A 17907-nucleotide genomic window follows, 5' to 3' on the forward strand; every position below is an offset into this window, starting at 1 on the left:
TGTATCTTTAATCTGTATCTGTATCTGTATCTGTATCTGTATCTGTTAGCCAGTGTCAGCTATACGTTTACGTTGGAGTCTGTTGATAATCGCTTTTTGTAGTCAGGGATCAGCATATAGGTTCCCGTAAACTCTACCGCTTCCACATCGCCGCTATGAATGGTCACGTGAATGATGATACGTGCCTTTCTTCCTGACGCAAGGCGGTCCAAGTCACCACTGATCCCATCCAATGAAGTAGAGGCAACAGGGTTTTGCTCAACCGGGTGACGATAACGAATATTACTGTCTGCCAGCACGATATCACCGGTCAGCCCGCGTTCTTTCATCAATAACCAAGTCATACCCCAACCAGTTAAGGTCGCTAAGGTAAAGGCAGATCCTGCAAACATGGTGTTATGAGGGTTCAAGTTAGGATTCAGCTGAGCACTACACTCAAATTGGTAACCCGTGTATTGGTTGATCTTGATGCCCATCTTGTCACTGATCGGGATCTGATGTTCCCAGCGCTGCTGAAGCTCATTACACCACTCAGGCTTGCGTAGAACGTCTGCCATTGGGTCAAGATGCTTAACCATCTGTTGGTGACGCACAGGGCCACGTTGATCGTTAATCTCACCGCGACGTTCAAATTCATTCTTCTCATAGAATGAGATCGCATCTTCACGTGCATTACACACCAAGCGCTTAGCACCCTCTTGGCGAGCCAGTGATTCAAGCGCGACTAGAATCAACGAACCCATGCCTTTACTTTGGCGAGATTTCTTCACCGCCATATAGCGGATCTGACCTTCCAGGTCTGGGGTGATATACAGACGACCAATCGCCATCGGGCGACCACGACCATCAACAATCATGCGATGGTGACTCATTGGGTCATATTCATCGCGCTCAGAACCTACCGGCATTCGCCAAGGTTCACGGAGCATCTGCCAACGAAAATGGTAATACTTGTTTAGCTGATTTTCGGTGGTTGGTGTTATGAGTTTAAACATGCTTATTCCTTTAAGCCTAAACCTGCAGCCAGAATGTCACTGGGCCATCATTAACCAAAGACACTTTCATGTCGGCTGCGAATCGGCCACGTTCCGTTGGTAACACTGATTCACACTGGTCAGAGAAATAGTTATAAAGACGCTCAGCATCTTCTGGGTGAGCACCACGAGAGAACCCTGCTCGAGTCCCTTTCTTGGTATCGGCCGGCAGAGTGAATTGAGAAACCACTAATACCTTACCTTCTACCTGCTTTACATTGAGATTCATTTTATCGTCTTCATCTCCAAAGACACGATAAGTGGTCACTCGTTCCATCAAACGTTTGGCTTTGGCTTCGTCATCACCTTTTTCTACGCCTAACAGAACCAATAAGCCTTGCTCAATCTCACCCACTACTTCGCCATCAACACGGACGGCAGCTTCACTTACTCTCTGGATCAGTGCTATCACTGTTGTTTCCTTGCTCTGTGATTTTGTCTTTATCCGACGAGTGTACCATTTCTTTCGAGTCACTCCACTGTTCCTGCTCACCCAATGCAGCGGTCACCTCAGCACCCACCAGCACAATCAACCAGCACAAATAAACCCAGACAAAAAGAATTGGTATTGCCGCCAATGCGCCATAAATCAACTGGTAAGAAGGGAATTGAGTAATGTAGGCCGCGAAGCCTTTCTTACTGAGTTCGAACAACAGAGCCGCCACTAGAGAACCTGCAGCCGCATGAGAAAAGTGTATCTTTTTGTTGGGAACCAACAGGTACAGACCGAAAAACGCAAAGAAAGAGAGAATCAAAGGAAGTTTGCGAATCACGGTGTTAAAGGCGCCAGACACCACTTCGTTTTGCAACAAGCTCAATGATGTCACATAAGAAGTGGCAGCAATACTCGCCCCAACCAAGATCGGCCCAAGTGTTAGCACCATCCAGTACATTGAGAACGACAATACCGCACGTCGCTTCTCATTAACACGCCAGATGTAGTTTAGGTTCTTATCGATATTCGAGATCAACATCAGTGCCGCAATGAACAAGAACACACTACCGACCGCCGTCATCTTACCCGTGTTGGCAACAAACTCGAGCAAGGCACCGTGCACCGCATCTCCTGACGCTGGAACAAAGTTGATAATAACGAAGTTTTGAATCACGATGCCAACATCAGCAAAGATGGAAAATGATGACAAGATAGAGAGCAGAACCGTCAACATCGGTACGATCGAGAGCAAAGTAATGTACGCCAAGTAGCCCGCATTCACGTTGACTCTATCGTGCGTCATTCGCGCCAAAAGATAGCGAGAAAACTGAATACTGAGTGTGGCGACCTTTTTTATCTTCAACTTGTAACTCCCTTGTAACTCGTTCATAGTCCTAATTAATATTCCGACATATTAATCACAGTAAGTAAATGTTCAAAAATAGCGCAGGAAAAAGGCTTGAGAACAAGGCAGATTTTTTGATAAGTAGTTATTCTACAATCAAAAATTCTAACGCCGTTATCGAGCATTTTAACAAGCTAGGTTGGGCAGTTATTTACTACGATTGATATTATTTAACTATAGGAAACTAGGATGCCTTATTTAATAGTTATAGTCCTCTCTATTTTTACTCTTACTGGATGCCAATCAGCTTATTACTCCGCAATGGAGCAAGTGGGCTATCACAAGCGTGACATTATGGTTGATAGAGTGGAAGACGCTAAAGAGTCACAGCAGGATGCTCAGGAAGAGTTTACCAGCGCACTTGAAGCACTCAGCAGCCTGACTAACTTCAGTGGCGGCGACCTTGAAGACATGTACAACCAAATCAATGATAAATACCAAGACAGCGAGAAAGCCGCGCAAAATGTCAGTGACCGCATTGCTGCGATTGAAGATGTGTCGGATGCGCTGTTTGAAGAGTGGCAGAGTGAGTTAGATCTCTACACCAGTGATTCACTGCGCCGCTCGAGCGAGCAAAAGCTTCGTGAAACTAAATTGTCTTACCAAACGATGCTGTCAGCAATGAAGCGCGCCGAGAAGAAAATGGACCCAGTGCTCAATACCCTTCGCGACAACACGCTTTACTTGAAGCACAACCTCAATGCGAGCGCTGTCGGCTCGCTGCAAGGTGAGTTTATGAGCTTAGAAAAAGACATCGCCTACGCAATAGAACAGATGAATGCTGCGATCGCCGAATCGGATAAGTTCCTTGCTCAACTAAACCAGAAATAACGCCCGTAGGCACAAATAAAGATAAGCCCGTATGAACCCAATCATTATTACTGGCGGCCCTGGCGCCGGAAAAACCACATTGATCAATGCTTTGGGTGATGCGGGTTACCCCACCTTCGCTGAGTCCTCTCGCCAGTTAATCGAACAGCAGAGTCAACTTGAGAACGGTATCTTACCTTGGTTAGACCTTCCAGGCTTTGCTCGCCTATGTTTAACCGTCATGAGCGAACACAAAGACCAAGCCAGTCAGCATCCTGTTGCCTTTCTCGATCGCGCCATTCCAGATATCTGTGGCTACTTGGCTCAGGCGAAACTAGAGATAAACACAACCTACCGAGAAGCGAGCCAAGGTTATCACCCCCAAGTGTTGTTCTGTCGCCCTGAGGCTTCAATTTATGTACAAGATGATGTGAGACCTTATCCGTTTGAGGAGGCGTTAGAGATTCACCACGCGTTAGAAAGAGTCTACCAAGAACTTGGTTATGAGGTGGTTGAAGTGCCGTTTATGCCAGTCGAAGAACGGCTTCAATTCGTTGAGCGTTACTTAGGTATCAAAAGCTAGATCCCCAACTCGGTCGTTCCTCCCTCTTGAGGATGACGAAATCTCGTTTAACCGTATCTAAACAAACTAAAAAACAAAAGCCCCGAGCAGCTAGGCTACTCGGGGCTTTCTTACTTATTCTAAAACGTATTGCTTGTTAGCTAAAAGCTAGTCAGCTGGCAATTAAGCCTTAGCTGGACGTGCTGCACGCTTACGTTCGTTTTCAGTAAGAAGCTTCTTACGGATACGAATGCTTACTGGCGTTACTTCTACTAGTTCGTCTTCGTCGATGAACTCAAGAGCTTGCTCTAGAGTGTGACGGATAGGTGGCGAAAGAACCTGTGCTTCATCAGTACCAGATGCACGAACGTTCGTTAGCTGCTTACCTTTCAGACAGTTTACTGTTAGGTCGTTTGAACGGTTGTGAATACCGATGATTTGACCTTCGTATACTTCATCCGCGTGCTCAGCAAATAGACGACCACGTTCTTGTAGGTTGAATAGTGCGTAAGTCAGAGCTTTACCAGTTGCGTTCGAGATTAGAACACCGTTGTTACGTTGACCGATTACGCCGCCTTTGTGAGGACCGTAGTGATCAAATGAGTGGTAAAGAAGACCAGAACCAGACGTTAGAGTTAGGAACTCAGTTTGGAAACCGATAAGACCACGAGAAGGCATCATGAAGTCCATGCGAACACGGCCTTTGCCATCTGGAGACATATCAGTTAGCTCACCTTTACGTAGACCGATGTTTTCCATGATGCCACCTTGGTGCTCTTCAAGCACGTCGATAGTCACAGTTTCAAACGGTTCAGTTAGGTTGCCATCTTCGTCTTTCTTGATGATAACTTCTGGACGAGATACAGCTAGCTCGAAACCTTCACGACGCATGTTTTCGATCAGGATAGATAGGTGAAGTTCACCACGACCTGAAACACGGAAACGATCTGGGTTATCAGTTTCTTCAACACGTAGTGCAACGTTGTGTACTAGTTCTTTCTCTAGACGCTCAAGGATGTTACGTGAAGTAACGAACTTACCTTCTTTACCCGCGAACGGAGAAGTGTTTACTTGGAACGTCATTGTTACTGTTGGTTCATCAACAGAAAGCGGAGTCATTGCTTCAACATTGTTTACGTCACAGATAGTGTCTGAAATTTTCAGCTCACCAAGACCAGTGATTGCAATGATGTCGCCAGCGTTAGCTTGCTCAACTTCGTGACGGTCAAGACCTAGGTAACCAAGAACTGTACCTACTTTACCGTTACGTTTTTTGCCTTCTGCATTTACGATAGTTACTTGTTGGTTTGGTTTAACAGAACCACGAGTAACACGAGCAACACCGATAACACCTACGTAAGAGCTGTAATCAAGTTGCGAAATTTGCATTTGTAGTGGACCGTCAAGGTCAACTGCAGGCGCGTCTACTGTATCAACAACAGCTTGGAACAATGGTTCCATGTTCTCGCCAGTTTCGCCTTCAGTCATTGTTGCCCAACCGTTCAGAGCTGAAGCGTAAACAACTGTGAAGTCTAGTTGCTCATCAGTAGCACCTAGGTTGTCGAAAAGGTCGAATACTTGATCCATAACCCAATCAGGACGAGCGCCTGGGCGGTCAATCTTGTTGATTACAACGATTGGCTTAAGACCGTGTGCGAATGCTTTTTGCGTTACGAAACGAGTTTGAGGCATTGGGCCATCAACTGCGTCAACGATAAGCAGAACAGAGTCAACCATAGACATGATACGCTCAACTTCACCACCGAAGTCCGCGTGTCCCGGAGTATCTACGATGTTGATGCGGTAATCATTCCAGTTGATTGCTGTGTTCTTAGCAAGAATGGTAATGCCACGCTCTTTTTCGATGTCATTCGAATCCATGACACGCTCTTCAGCTTCACCACGAGACTCAAGAGTGCCTGACTGTTGTAGCAGTTTATCAACCAAAGTCGTTTTACCGTGGTCAACGTGCGCGATGATCGCGATATTTCTTAACTTATCAATCTGTGGAGTAGACATGGATTCTCGATTCACTCATAAAAGTAGCCGTCACTTATCTCAAAAGTTTGGATAATAACCGCTAGCTTGATTTAAAAAACGGTCAATAATATACCAGATTCTAGACAAAAACCCAGAAATATGTGATCTGAACCGGGGCTTTTTTCTTTATTAGCGATTCATATCCGCTTAACTTTGATTCAGTACAGTGTTGAACAGCCCAATTCGTAGGACTCTAAAAAAGTATCACCTGCGAGTGGCGAACCAAATCTCCCGCAAAATAACAAAAGTGGATTGACAACTTAGGCAATTCATTGCTGAATGGTGCTCGCTTATGTCTCATATTGGTGCACAGACAAACAATTGCACCAATAAGGTGCGCCCGGAGATCATTTTGGTGCAAAAACCAAATTAAGCAAAACCGAAAAAAAAGTAAATCATTGAAATTAATGGAATAATTTTTTTGGCACGTTTTTGGCTATAGATAAATCAGCATCGATTAATGCACTTATAGACATTAATCAATGCTAGTTTCAACCGAATCGAGCTAATACCGAATTAATAACACTGGAGGTTATCCAAGATGTCAGTAGAAAATGTACTATCCCTGATCCAAGAGAACGAAGTTAAATTTATCGACTTACGTTTTACTGATACAAAAGGTAAAGAGCAGCATATCTCTATTCCTTCTCACCAAGTTGATGCAGACTTCTTCGAAGAAGGCAAAATGTTTGACGGCTCTTCAGTAGCTGGTTGGAAAGGCATTAACGAATCTGACATGGTAATGATGCCAGACGCAGCATCTGCTGTACTGGACCCATTCACAGAAGACGCAACACTAAACATCCGTTGTGACATCCTTGAGCCTGCAACAATGCAAGGCTACGACCGTGACCCACGCTCTATCGCTAAACGTTCTGAAGAGTACCTACGTTCTACAGGTATCGCAGACACAGTTCTAGTTGGTCCAGAGCCAGAATTCTTCCTATTTGACGACGTTAAGTTCTCAAACGACATGTCTGGTTCTTTCTTCAAGATCGATGACGTAGAAGCAGCTTGGAACACAGGTTCTGACTTCGAAGGCGGTAACAAAGGTCACCGTCCTGGCGTTAAAGGCGGTTACTTCCCAGTAGCTCCAGTAGATTCATCTCAAGACATCCGTTCAGCAATGTGTCTAGTAATGGAAGAGATGGGCCTAGTTGTTGAAGCTCACCACCATGAAGTAGCAACTGCGGGTCAAAACGAAATCGCTACTCGCTTCAACACGCTAACAGCGAAAGCTGATGAAACTCAAATCTACAAGTACGTTGTACACAACGTTGCTCACGCATTTGGTAAAACAGCGACATTCATGCCTAAGCCACTAGTTGGTGACAACGGTTCTGGTATGCACGTTCACCAATCTCTAGCAAAAGACGGCGTTAACCTGTTTGCTGGTGATAAGTACGGCGGCCTATCTGAAATGGCTCTTTACTACATCGGTGGTGTAATCAAGCACGCTCGTGCAATCAACGCGTTTGCTAACCCATCAACTAACTCGTACAAGCGTCTTGTACCTGGTTTCGAAGCACCTGTAATGCTTGCTTACTCAGCACGTAACCGTTCTGCTTCTATCCGTATCCCAGTAGTACCAAGCCCTAAAGCACGTCGTATCGAGCTACGTTTTGGTGACCCAGCAGCTAACCCATACCTATGCTACTCAGCAATGCTTATGGCTGGCCTTGACGGCATCAAGAACAAGATTCACCCAGGCGAAGCTATGGATAAAGATCTATACGACCTTCCTGCAGAAGAAGCAGCTGAAATCCCAACAGTTGCAGAATCTCTACAAGAAGCTCTAGCAGCGCTTAGCGAAGACCGTGAGTTCCTAACAGCTGGCGGCGTATTCTCTGACGATTTCATCGATTCTTACATCACTCTGAAATCTGACGACGTACAACGCGTGAACATGGCTACACACCCACTTGAGTTTGAACTGTACTACTCAGTTTAATCTCCTGTAGAGATAAGCCATTTCTTACTGCAACCTTGTAAGAATCGCTGACTAAATATTAGGCTCGCCTCGCAGGCGGGCCTTTTTTATATTCTCCCTCCCCCCGCTTCCTCGTACCATACTAGATACCAATCGTAGTAAATAACTACTCAGCCTAGCTTGTTAAAACACTCGATAACATCGTTAGGTTTTTTGATTGTAGAATAACTACTTATCGAAACTATTTTTGCCGAGCAGGGCTGCCTCGTTCTCAAGCCTTTTTCCTGCGCTATTTCTGAGCATTAACTTACTGTGATTGGCATTTAATAAAAGCCCTCAGAGGCTGTCGCGCTAAATACAATAAAACCAACGCCAAACGTGAAATCACCTAGCGGTGAAAAGAGGCTAAAGATATGAAAAACATACTGTTCCTAATCGGGTTAACAGTCGCGCTCTCGTGCTCTGCTCAAACGGTGTATACCTGGATAGATGAAGATGGCGTGCTCCACTTTAGTGATAACCCTAGCGCTCAAGATGCCGAGGCTCTTCGCCTGCCAGATGTGCAAGCTTCAGCACCCGCCCCTAAATTTGAGGCCTCAACTCCGGTTGACGCTGCTGCTTCCTCTACAACTAAAACGGCAACGCCAGCCAAAACCCAGGCAGAAACCGAAACCACAGAGCGCGAGGTTCCCACTCAATTAACCCTCACCATGCTGACTCCAGTTCATGATCAAACCATTCGCAACAACCGCGGCTTAATCCCGATTCAGATAGAGCTCAACCGAAAACTTGGTATTGGGGAGCAATTACAATTGATGCTTGATGGCCGTCGATATGGCGCCCCACAGACCCAGCCTATTTGGGAATTAAAAGGTATCGATCGAGGTACTCACACCATTGCAATTCAAGCACATAGAAGCGGCAAGCTTATTGCATCTACTAGTCCAGTCACCGTGTATTTACATCGAGCGACGCTCAAGTAGGCCAATGTGTTAAAAGAGGCCAAATAACCTCTACTTTTCACCTAATCGAAGCAGCTTTCAGCGACTCTAATGAATTATCTTTAGCTTCTGGTTGATATGCGCCATACTTGAACTTAGCCACGCACCAATTTGGTGCAGTGAGAAAAACACCAGTTCAAGGACGAAATAGTGAATCGATCAGCCAAAAGCGACAGCATAGATACACACCATCTTTCCAGCGCCATTCTCGACAATATGGTGACTTCGACATTAATGCTCGATGAGCAATTGTATGTCCGATACGCAAATCCGGCGGCTGAGCAGCTCTTTTCACAGAGCGCACGACGCATCGTTGATCATCCACTGAGCCAACTTATCCAACACGCTTCACTTGATTTGGCGCTTCTGACGCAACCGCTACAAAGTGGCCAGAGCATTACCGACAGTGACGTTACCTTCGTTGTTGATAACCGCCCACTGATGCTTGAAGTCACGGTTAGCCCAATATCTTGGCAGCGAGAGACGCTGTTATTGGTTGAGATGCGCAAGATAGACCAGCAAAGACGCCTTAGCCAAGAGCTCAACCAACATGCACAACAACAAGCGGCTAAGTTGCTGGTACGCGGGTTAGCACATGAGATCAAAAATCCACTAGGTGGCTTAAGAGGTGCGGCGCAGTTACTTGGGAAAATGCTTCCTGATCAGTCTCTTAATGAATATACGCAGATCATTATTGAGCAAGCCGACCGCTTAAGAGCATTAGTCGACCGCCTGCTTGGCCCACAGAAGCCGGGGACTAAATCAGAAGAGAACCTTCACCAGATACTTGAGAAAGTCAGGCAGCTCGTAGAGCTCGAGTCGGGTTCAACGCTCGCCATCGAAAGGGATTACGACCCGAGCCTACCGGACATCTTGATGGATTCGGCACAGGTTGAACAAGCGATGCTCAATATCGTGAGCAATGCAGCGCAGATTCTAAAGACTCAAGATTCTGGCAAAATCACCATTCGCACCAGAACGGTGCATCAAGCAAATATTCACGGGCAGCGACACAAACTCGCAGCTCGTATTGAGATCAGCGATAACGGTCCGGGCATCCCCGATGATTTAAAAGACACGCTGTTTTACCCAATGGTCAGCGGACGAGAAGGTGGAACAGGGCTGGGGCTATCGATTTCTCAAAACCTGATCGATCAACACAATGGGAAAATTGATGTTGAGAGCTGGCCGGGCAACACCACATTCACGATTTATCTACCGATTTAGGTCATAAGAACCTCGCTATTGGACAGCGAGATGAAAGGCTTAGCTCGGTAACACAAAGATTAAGACATCATAAAAACAACAATGATTATCACAATAGATTTGGCTGTAAAGGAATTGAATTATGAGTAAGGGATACGTTTGGGTCGTCGATGACGACAGCTCTATCCGCTGGGTAGTAGAGAAAACACTTTCATCTGCGGATATTAAGTGTGAAACATTTGCTGATGCTGAGAGCGTGTTGCTTGCGCTTGAGCGCGAGACACCGGACGTATTGGTGTCTGACATTCGCATGCCCGGCATTGACGGGATTGAGCTGTTGCATCAGGTTCATCAACGCTCTCCCGACCTGCCCGTGATCATTATGACCGCGCACTCAGACCTTGATGCGGCGGTGAATGCTTATCAAAAAGGCGCCTTTGAATATCTTCCAAAGCCGTTCGATATTGATGAAACACTGACTCTAGTCGAACGAGCGATCGCGCACAGCCAAGAGCAGAAACGCGAACAAGCCAGTGAGGTCGCTGAAGACACCAACGCGCCAGAAATCATCGGTGAAGCACCGGCAATGCAGGAGGTTTTCCGAGCGATTGGCCGTTTGTCTCGCTCATCCATATCCGTGCTGATCAATGGTGAATCGGGTACCGGTAAAGAATTGGTCGCTCACGCTCTGCATCGTCACAGCCCAAGAGCTAAGAAGCCCTTCATTGCCTTGAACATGGCAGCAATCCCCAAAGATCTGATCGAGTCTGAACTGTTTGGCCACGAAAAAGGTGCCTTTACCGGTGCTAACAGCGTTCGCCAAGGACGCTTTGAACAAGCCAACGGCGGCACCCTATTTCTGGATGAGATCGGTGACATGCCACTCGATATCCAAACTCGCTTGTTGCGTGTACTTTCTGATGGTCAGTTCTATCGTGTCGGCGGTCACTCTGCAGTTAAGGTAGACGTTCGTATCGTTGCCGCAACCCACCAAGATCTTGAGCGCTTAGTGCATGAAGGCGACTTCCGTGAAGACCTTTTCCACCGACTCAACGTTATCCGAATCCATATCCCGGCACTTCGCGAACGTAAACAAGACATTGAAAAGCTGACTCATCACTTCCTAGCATCCGCCGCCGAAGAGCTCGGTGTTGAAGTGAAGACACTGCATCCTGAGACCATTTTGAAGCTCAACCAGCTCAATTGGCCTGGTAACGTACGTCAGCTTGAGAATATTTGTCGTTGGTTAACGGTGATGGCTAGCGGCAGCGAGATACTGCCTTCCGATCTACCACCGGAATTGTTGGAAGAAAAAGTCGTGACCACTTCAGGTTCTGGGGATAACTGGCAGCAACTGCTCGCTAATTGGGCAAAGTGTGCGCTTGATTCAGGAGAAAAAGAGCTGCTAACTTATGCTCTGCCAGAATTTGAACGTATACTGCTAGAAGCTGCACTCCACCACACTAATGGTCATAAACAGGATGCAGCTAAGGTTTTGGGATGGGGAAGAAACACCCTAACTCGTAAACTCAAAGAACTGTACTAGACCTTATATGATTCTCGATGCAGCTACTTTTTAACCAAAAAAGTGTCGCTTGGTTTGAATAGTGTCGGTACAATTACAGTACACTATTCACCAAAGTTGTAGCTAAAGATGTCTTTGAAAACACAAATTACTTTGAGAACCGCAGTGGTTCTGCCATTCGTGATGATTTTTCTGTTCACTATGGGTGTAATGGTTTTCACTCAAAAGCTAAGCTACAAAGAGATGGTGAGTGATGTTAGTGCACGCCAGCTGACATCACTGACTGACAATGTTCATCAAAGCCTGTCTAATTTTTTAGAAAAGCCATTTCACGCCAACCTCTCGCTCAGCCATAACATCGGCTACCACCATCTTTATCAAGCAGGCAATCTTAGTAAGGTCCAAGACTATATTTTTTATACGTTTTCAGACCATTACACTGCTGTACCTCAACTCGATGCGATCGGCTTTGGTTCTGAAGATGGTAACTACGTCGGTTTCCGCAAAGAAGCCAACAAAGGCTACACCTTGATGGTGCAAGACGAACGCACCAATGATCAGCTGGTCATTTACCGTGGCAGCAAAATTAGTGAAGACATTCGATCGGTGATTTCAGGTTACGATCCTAGAATCCGTCCTTGGTACACACCCATTGCGACACAGAAAAAACCGTTATGGTCACCAATTTATGCCAATGCTGACGAACGTCAAGAAATCACCTTATCTGCTCTAGCGCCTATCTATGATGATAATGAATTCAAAGCCGTCGTAGTCAGCGACATCAAAATCAATACCTTCAATGCGTTTCTCAGAAAGCTCAAAGATAGAACGGATGCCTCTGTTTACATCATCGATAAGCAGCAACGCTTGGTCGCGCACTCAGGCGGAGGCAGTGTCGTTTCATGGGGCACAGGACAAACCAACAAAGGGCAACGCAAACTAGCAACAGAGAGTGCTAATCCAGTCATACGTGAGAGTGCTAGCTACGTAGAGCAATTCCACCTAATCGAGAATTTGGGCGAGCAGCGCTTTAGTTTTCGCCTAGACAACGAACGATACTTCAACCAGATCACCCCTTATGAAGATGAGCACGGCATCACTTGGTTTATTGGTATGTCGATCCCTGAAAGCAACCTACTCGGTGAATTACCTGAAAACCAAAGAAACAGTTGGTTGCTCGGGCTAGCGCTGAGTTGCATTGGTGTCATTGCTGGGTTAATTGCCTTTAATCGCGTAACCCAACCCATCACTTCAACAGCGGATGCGGCAAAGCGTCTTGCTAAAGGCGATTGGGACACGAGCATGCCAAAGACAGGGTATATCTATGAAACCAGCATGTTGGTGGCGTCATTCAATGAAATGGCCAACAACTTAAAGGCTTCCTTTCAAGCATTACAGTCTCAGCTTACCTATGACTCATTAACCAAGCTATACAGCCGCGAAGGCTTTATCGACGCTGCCAAGAAAAACCCTGCAAACGAAAAAGGCACACTTTATTTAGTGGGTATTGATCGCTTCCGAGACATCAATGACAGCCTTGGTCATTACAATGGTGACCAATTGCTTATCATTGCGGCCGCTCGTTTAAGAGGCACATTGCCATCCGAGTACCTATTAGCTCGCACTGGCGGTGATGAATTCGCCATTTACGCCCCGAACGTCATCCAAAGCGAGGAAGCTCAACTGCTGACGAATCGCTTGCTTCAAACCTTTGCTTCCCCATTTTCAATGGAATCAGAAAGTGTCGTCATTAAGGTATCGATGGGAGTCGTCGGTGTATCTAACGTCCACGACATTGCGCTATTGCTGCGTAGTAGTAGCATTGCTTTGAGCAACGCAAAACAGGACAAAGCTAGTGTCAGCATTTACAGCCCTGAGATGGGTAAAGCATCAAGACATCGCACTAAGATGCTGGCGCGGATGAACCGAGCGATTGAACTTCAACAGTTCGAACCCTTCTATCAACCTATTATTGATCTAGAATCTGGCTCGACCATAGGAGCAGAAGCTTTAGCTCGCTGGATAACGGATGAAGGGGTGATCTCGCCACTCGAGTTCATTCCTCTCGCGGAAGAGAGCGGGCTCATTGACGATATCGGCAAGCAAATTCTACATAAGTCGTGTCGAGATACTGCCATCGCGATTGAATCAGGAAAGTGGAGCAAGGACTTCTCTATTCACGTTAACCTGTCGGTCGATCAACTGAGTGAAAGTGGCTTTGTGGAACAAGTAAAAGGCACGTTGCGAGACACAAATCTGCCAGCAAGCAACCTGACACTAGAGATCACCGAATCACGCATCGTCGACAACGACCCGACCATCATCGATAACATGCTGACTCTAAAAGCACTAGGGATATCAATTGCGATTGATGACTTTGGTACCGGCTATTCGTCACTGGCTTACTTACACAAACTGCCATTCGACTGCCTTAAGATCGACCGCAGCTTTGTCAGCAAACTTGATAAAGAGAACCTAGATAGCTCCATCGTCGCGGCCATCGTTAACATCACTAAGGGCTTCAAAGTAAGCTTGGTGGCAGAGGGCGTTGAAACACAGCAACAGGCTGAACTTCTCAAGCAGCTGCAGTGCCCGCTTGCTCAAGGCTTCTTATACAGTCGCCCAGTTCCGTTTGACCAATGGCCTACCGACCTCATCAACTCCAAGCAAAGTGCCAAGGTCAAACAAAATACCACTGAGAGTCTCACCTAAACCAGGCAGAAATCGAATGAGTCAGATACAAAAATGCCAGCATGATGCTGGCATTTTTTATTGTTCTATTCTCTATCGAGCGATTAGATAACGCGAGAGAATTGCTGTTGGCGAGCCTTGGCACGTAGGTATTTATCAAAACACATACAGATGTTACGGATCAGCAAGCGGCCACGTAGAGTAACGCGGATTTCTTTGTCATCGACTTCAACCAAATCATCGTTGATGAAGGTTTGTAGAAGCTCTAAATCTTCTTTGAAGTAGCGATTAAAGTTAACCGAGAACTCAGATTCGATCATTGTTTTATCAAGCTTGAAGTTACAAATCAGCTGCTTGATCACTTCACGACGTAGAAGGTCGTCACTGTCTAGAGCAACACCTTTCCAAAGTGCATGACGCAGGTCATTCACCTGAGCGTAGTACTTCTTCAGCTCTTTCTGATTTTGTGCGTAAGCATCACCAACCATAGAAATCGCAGAAACACCGAAACCAATTAAGTCAGCTTCACCTTGGGTGGTGTAGCCTTGGAAGTTACGATGCAGAATACCTTCACGCTGTGCTACGGCTAGCTCATCTTCAGGTAGTGCGAAGTGATCCATACCAATGAACTGGTAACCCGCTCCCGTTAGCGTCTCGATGGTATCTTGCAAGATAGCCATTTTCTCTTTCGCTTCAGGTAGATCTTCGTCTTTAATCTTACGCTGCGCCGCAAACAGCTGAGGCATGTGTGCGTAGTTAAATACCGATAAACGGCCCGGCTTCATTTCTAACACTTGCTTCAATGTTTCAGCGAACAAAGCTTGAGTCTGCTTTGGTAGGCCGTAGATCAAATCCAGGTTAGTTGAACGGAAGCCTAGCTCTTTCGCTCGTTTAACCATCGCAATGATGAACTCTTCATCTTGCTCACGGTTAACCAGTTTCTGCACTTCTTTATTGAAGTCTTGCACGCCAATGCTCAGGCGGTTGAAGCCTTCGTTACGCAGGTGGTCAAGTACGTCTAGCTCAATCTCACGCGGGTCAACTTCAATACTGATTTCAGCGTCAGCGGTGAAGTTAAACTCTTCACGCAAAATACTCATCAAACGAGTGATTTGTGTTTTGGTCAAGAACGTTGGCGTACCACCACCGAAGTGCAATTGCGTCACTTCACGGCCATTCAATAAAGAGGCGCGTTGGCGGATTTCATGTTCAATCACATCAAGGTACTCATCCGCTTTATGCGAGTGACGAGTAATGACTTTATTACAACCACAGTAGTAACAAAGCTTGTGGCAGAACGGGATATGCACGTAAAGAGAGAGTGGACGCTCAGGGTACTGAGTACACGCCATGTCGTAATCAGCGACGGTAAACGCTTCATGAAACTCCAACGCTGTTGGATATGAAGTGTAACGAGGTCCCGAATAGTTGTACTTGTTTAAGATCTCTTGATCCCAAACGATTTGCTGATTCGTTGTTACTGGCTTGCTCGACATAGCGGTAATTCCAATTTAGATCCGCGAGAACCTAAGGTCTCTCAAATCATTTTACATACATTAAAATATAGACGGGTTATTTTGCCACACGACCAGTAAGGTCGTTCCAAGACAAAATCAATTTTTCAGACAAAAACTCAGAACTGCTAGCTTGATCACTAACAAAGCGTCGGGATTAACGAGACGCAAAAGGTAAGAAGGCTCATTTAACATTGTCTATTAAAAGATAAGGCGACTTAAAAACAAGATGCATTTAAGATGAAAAGTCTTAAATGCATAGGTATTAAAAGCAGCGCGTCTAAAAACGGAATGTTAAACAAGCCTCTATTTTAAATAGTCTTAGCGACTAGATCATCTGAATGTTGATTTGGTTGTTGAGAGGTTTAACCTTTTCTTGCAACCTTTTCAGATCTTCAATGACCGCATCATTCAAGCGAGTCTCTGCCTTATGGCGCGTGAGATTCTGCTGCATGCGCTCTTTCTTCGTCAGTTCCTGTCTTGCCTCTCCGCGAGCCATATCTTTTACGATATGGTACAGCTCAGAAAGAGCAGGATACTCAGAATCAAAATCGACACGCTCATCACCCTGAACATTATCCATAATGATACACACTCGGATACTGATCTCAGGTAAGTCACATTGCCCTTGAATGCCCGCTAAGCACAAAGTATTTACGTTTTCGTAAATCGTCGCGTTGCGTTTTTCAATGGCTAGTGCTTGATGCTGCTTTTGCAACTCCGTCTGCTTCTTCACTTGAAGTAGAAGGTAACCTGCGTAAGAGCCCAAGCCGAGAATGATAATTCCACCAGCAATTGCTAATAAGGTTACGTTCACTGGCTATTAACCTTTAAAGCTGTCTAAATCGAAATCTTCGAATTGAGATAGCAAGTCTTCGTCAGAGCTCGCTTTCTTCTTAGAGGCAACCGGTGCTTCTTCGAAGATCTCTTCTTCATCGTCTTCTGGCTCTAGTAGACCTAAGCGTCCCATTAGGTGTTCGATACGATCAAGTTTCTCATCAACAAACTTCTGTAGACCAGCACCTAGGTTTTCACCATTTTCGATACGATCTAGGAGTGTGTTCAGTTGAGCGTCATTCTCAAGCATCTCTAACTCTTGTTCGTTAGATAGCTTGCGCTCTTGTTTAGTCGTCTTCTTCGCTGGTTCAACGATCAGCGGAATTTTTTTCTTGCTGCCTAAACGTGGATCACGAGCTTGTGCAGCTTTACGCTGTTTTGCTTCGCTACCATCTGAGTGACGGCTGCCAGACTTAAGGCCTTTACGCTTTTTAACACGCTTACGTTCACGACCTTCAACATCAGATTCACTACGGTTACGAGTAACCATAGGCTCCGGAGCGCCAAGTGCTCCCGGCTTTCTTGATTTCTTACTACGACCCATTACTGCACTTTCCTCAGTAAAATTACATCATTTCCAAAAAATTCTAGTTCGAGCTTATCCCGCTCTGCCAAAAACTGGAATGTTTGACGACTAAAGAAGACGACATGTGTCGGGTCATTCTTGTAGTGCCAACCAGCAAACGCGTCTACGTCTATTACTAGTTTAGTCATAAGACCAATCCAGCCCTTGGGTTTAACTAAATTCAACCATTGCTGCCACACTTTGTCTGGGTGATAAAGATGCTCTATCACCTCCGTGGCAGTCATAAAGTCATACGTTTTTTCCAACACAGAGGGTTCTGGGTGGTAATAGATATCGTACAACTCCATGGTGTGTCCGGCTTCTTCTAACATAATAGATAGCGTAGGGCCTGGGCCACAACCAAAATCCAACCCGTGTGAGTTAGATGAAATTTTGTCTGTTAGTGGATCCGCGATGCGAGATAAAAAGCGGCGATAGCCTGCATCACTAGGATCGTTCTCATGGAGATCATAGTGTGCTTTTTCTTCTTTTGCTTCTAACCTTTGTTCAGGTTTAACAAATACCAGTTCACATTGCTGACACTGCAGATAGGCTCTGCGTTTGTCTTCAAAATAGTGATTCACGCCTTGGTGATGGCATAAGGGACAAGTATACATAGCACATCCTTAAACAGGGATGCGAAACATACCAGAAACTGAGTTTATAGTGGAGAGGTATTGGGTGTTTTTTCATCAAATCAATAAAAAAAGCGATAGGAAAACCTATCGCTCTCTAAATCTGCCTATATCGGCCAAAATTTGCATACTCAACTTGGTACACAAATCTCCATTTGTTATTGGTGCTTTCCATGCCAAATTTGTTTGTTGTTCATCGTCCTGATGAGTTTTGGCT

Annotated in this window: 15 protein-coding genes; 7 read left to right on the forward strand and 8 right to left on the reverse strand. The window is 45.7% G+C overall.

What is annotated here, in order from left to right; all coding sequences use genetic code 11:
• Positions 1-59: 59 nt before the first annotated feature.
• From AB4517_RS13825 to AB4517_RS13835, 3 genes are read right to left on the reverse strand one after another with little or no spacing between them, the layout of a single operon-like run.
• Positions 60-995, reverse strand: coding sequence for a bifunctional GNAT family N-acetyltransferase/hotdog fold thioesterase (locus AB4517_RS13825; RefSeq protein WP_017065806.1), 936 nt, complete (start codon positions 993-995; stop codon positions 60-62).
• Between the two features lie 16 nt (positions 996-1011).
• On the reverse strand, positions 1012-1446 hold the full coding sequence (gene dtd / locus AB4517_RS13830; RefSeq protein ID WP_004735590.1) for a D-aminoacyl-tRNA deacylase: 435 nt from the start codon (positions 1444-1446) through the stop codon (positions 1012-1014).
• Positions 1418-2359, reverse strand: a complete 942-nt coding sequence (locus AB4517_RS13835) for a virulence factor BrkB family protein (protein WP_032546762.1) — start codon at positions 2357-2359, stop codon at positions 1418-1420. The genes dtd and AB4517_RS13835 overlap by 29 nt, the downstream gene beginning before the upstream one ends.
• 204 nt (positions 2360-2563) lie before the next feature.
• Here AB4517_RS13835 and AB4517_RS13840 point away from each other — a divergent pair, with 204 nt between their 5' ends.
• Complete coding sequence (locus tag AB4517_RS13840) at positions 2564-3205, forward strand: DUF2959 domain-containing protein (RefSeq protein WP_029235101.1); 642 nt, start codon at positions 2564-2566, stop codon at positions 3203-3205.
• 31 nt (positions 3206-3236) lie between these two features.
• Positions 3237-3767 carry an AAA family ATPase gene (locus tag AB4517_RS13845; protein WP_171732302.1) on the forward strand — a complete coding sequence of 177 codons (531 nt, stop codon included), beginning with the start codon at positions 3237-3239 and terminating at the stop codon, positions 3765-3767.
• 162 nt (positions 3768-3929) lie between these two features.
• On the opposite strand, the gene typA is transcribed toward AB4517_RS13845, so the two are convergent.
• Positions 3930-5765, reverse strand: coding sequence for a translational GTPase TypA (gene typA, locus AB4517_RS13850; RefSeq protein WP_017059220.1), 1836 nt, complete (start codon positions 5763-5765; stop codon positions 3930-3932).
• 562 nt (positions 5766-6327) lie between these two features.
• Here typA and glnA point away from each other — a divergent pair.
• The 5 genes from glnA to AB4517_RS13875 all read left to right on the forward strand — a co-directional run bounded on the left by glnA (position 6328) and on the right by AB4517_RS13875 (position 14160).
• The gene (gene glnA / locus AB4517_RS13855; protein ID WP_017059221.1) at positions 6328-7737 is read left to right on the forward strand and encodes a glutamate--ammonia ligase; all 1410 of its coding nucleotides are present in this window, start codon (positions 6328-6330) and stop codon (positions 7735-7737) included.
• Positions 7738-8129: 392 nt separating this feature from the next.
• Entirely contained in the window at positions 8130-8699 is a 570-nt protein-coding gene (locus AB4517_RS13860) for a DUF4124 domain-containing protein (RefSeq protein WP_137002243.1), read from the forward strand.
• Between the two features lie 168 nt (positions 8700-8867).
• The gene (glnL, locus tag AB4517_RS13865) at positions 8868-9944 is read left to right on the forward strand and encodes a nitrogen regulation protein NR(II) (protein ID WP_019826501.1); all 1077 of its coding nucleotides are present in this window, start codon (positions 8868-8870) and stop codon (positions 9942-9944) included.
• Between the two features lie 121 nt (positions 9945-10065).
• On the forward strand, positions 10066-11469 hold the full coding sequence (gene glnG, locus AB4517_RS13870) for a nitrogen regulation protein NR(I) (protein WP_017063059.1): 1404 nt from the start codon (positions 10066-10068) through the stop codon (positions 11467-11469).
• A gap of 108 nt (positions 11470-11577) precedes the next feature.
• Complete coding sequence (locus AB4517_RS13875; RefSeq protein WP_372148497.1) at positions 11578-14160, forward strand: EAL domain-containing protein; 2583 nt, start codon at positions 11578-11580, stop codon at positions 14158-14160.
• A gap of 83 nt (positions 14161-14243) precedes the next feature.
• Here the strand turns inward: AB4517_RS13875 and hemN are convergent, their stop codons facing one another.
• From hemN to AB4517_RS13895, 4 genes are all read right to left on the reverse strand, one after another.
• Positions 14244-15635, reverse strand: a complete 1392-nt coding sequence (hemN, locus tag AB4517_RS13880; protein ID WP_017070103.1) for an oxygen-independent coproporphyrinogen III oxidase — start codon at positions 15633-15635, stop codon at positions 14244-14246.
• 346 nt (positions 15636-15981) lie between these two features.
• Complete coding sequence (locus AB4517_RS13885; protein ID WP_017060164.1) at positions 15982-16470, reverse strand: DUF2489 domain-containing protein; 489 nt, start codon at positions 16468-16470, stop codon at positions 15982-15984.
• A 6-nt stretch (positions 16471-16476) separates the two neighbouring features.
• Complete coding sequence (gene yihI / locus AB4517_RS13890; RefSeq protein WP_372148498.1) at positions 16477-17034, reverse strand: Der GTPase-activating protein YihI; 558 nt, start codon at positions 17032-17034, stop codon at positions 16477-16479.
• On the reverse strand, positions 17034-17672 hold the full coding sequence (locus AB4517_RS13895; RefSeq protein ID WP_010433503.1) for a class I SAM-dependent methyltransferase: 639 nt from the start codon (positions 17670-17672) through the stop codon (positions 17034-17036). Before AB4517_RS13895 ends, yihI begins: the two co-directional genes overlap by 1 nt.
• Positions 17673-17907 lie beyond the last annotated feature (235 nt).

This window comes from Vibrio sp. 10N.222.52.C3 (genome assembly GCF_041474195.1).
In the GTDB taxonomy this organism is placed as follows: Bacteria; Pseudomonadota; Gammaproteobacteria; order Enterobacterales; family Vibrionaceae; genus Vibrio; species Vibrio crassostreae_C.

Coding starts and splice junctions, on each gene's coding strand:
- AB4517_RS13825 (WP_017065806.1), bottom strand. CDS start 995: ATGTTTAAACTCATAACACCAACCACCGAAAATCAGCTAAACAAGTAT.
- AB4517_RS13835 (WP_032546762.1), bottom strand. CDS start 2,359: ATGAACGAGTTACAAGGGAGTTACAAGTTGAAGATAAAAAAGGTCGCC.
- AB4517_RS13840 (WP_029235101.1), top strand. CDS start 2,564: ATGCCTTATTTAATAGTTATAGTCCTCTCTATTTTTACTCTTACTGGA.
- AB4517_RS13845 (WP_171732302.1), top strand. CDS start 3,237: ATGAACCCAATCATTATTACTGGCGGCCCTGGCGCCGGAAAAACCACA.
- typA (WP_017059220.1), bottom strand. CDS start 5,765: ATGTCTACTCCACAGATTGATAAGTTAAGAAATATCGCGATCATCGCG.
- glnA (WP_017059221.1), top strand. CDS start 6,328: ATGTCAGTAGAAAATGTACTATCCCTGATCCAAGAGAACGAAGTTAAA.
- AB4517_RS13860 (WP_137002243.1), top strand. CDS start 8,130: ATGAAAAACATACTGTTCCTAATCGGGTTAACAGTCGCGCTCTCGTGC.
- glnG (WP_017063059.1), top strand. CDS start 10,066: ATGAGTAAGGGATACGTTTGGGTCGTCGATGACGACAGCTCTATCCGC.
- AB4517_RS13875 (WP_372148497.1), top strand. CDS start 11,578: ATGTCTTTGAAAACACAAATTACTTTGAGAACCGCAGTGGTTCTGCCA.
- hemN (WP_017070103.1), bottom strand. CDS start 15,635: ATGTCGAGCAAGCCAGTAACAACGAATCAGCAAATCGTTTGGGATCAA.
- yihI (WP_372148498.1), bottom strand. CDS start 17,034: ATGGGTCGTAGTAAGAAATCAAGAAAGCCGGGAGCACTTGGCGCTCCG.
- AB4517_RS13895 (WP_010433503.1), bottom strand. CDS start 17,672: ATGTATACTTGTCCCTTATGCCATCACCAAGGCGTGAATCACTATTTT.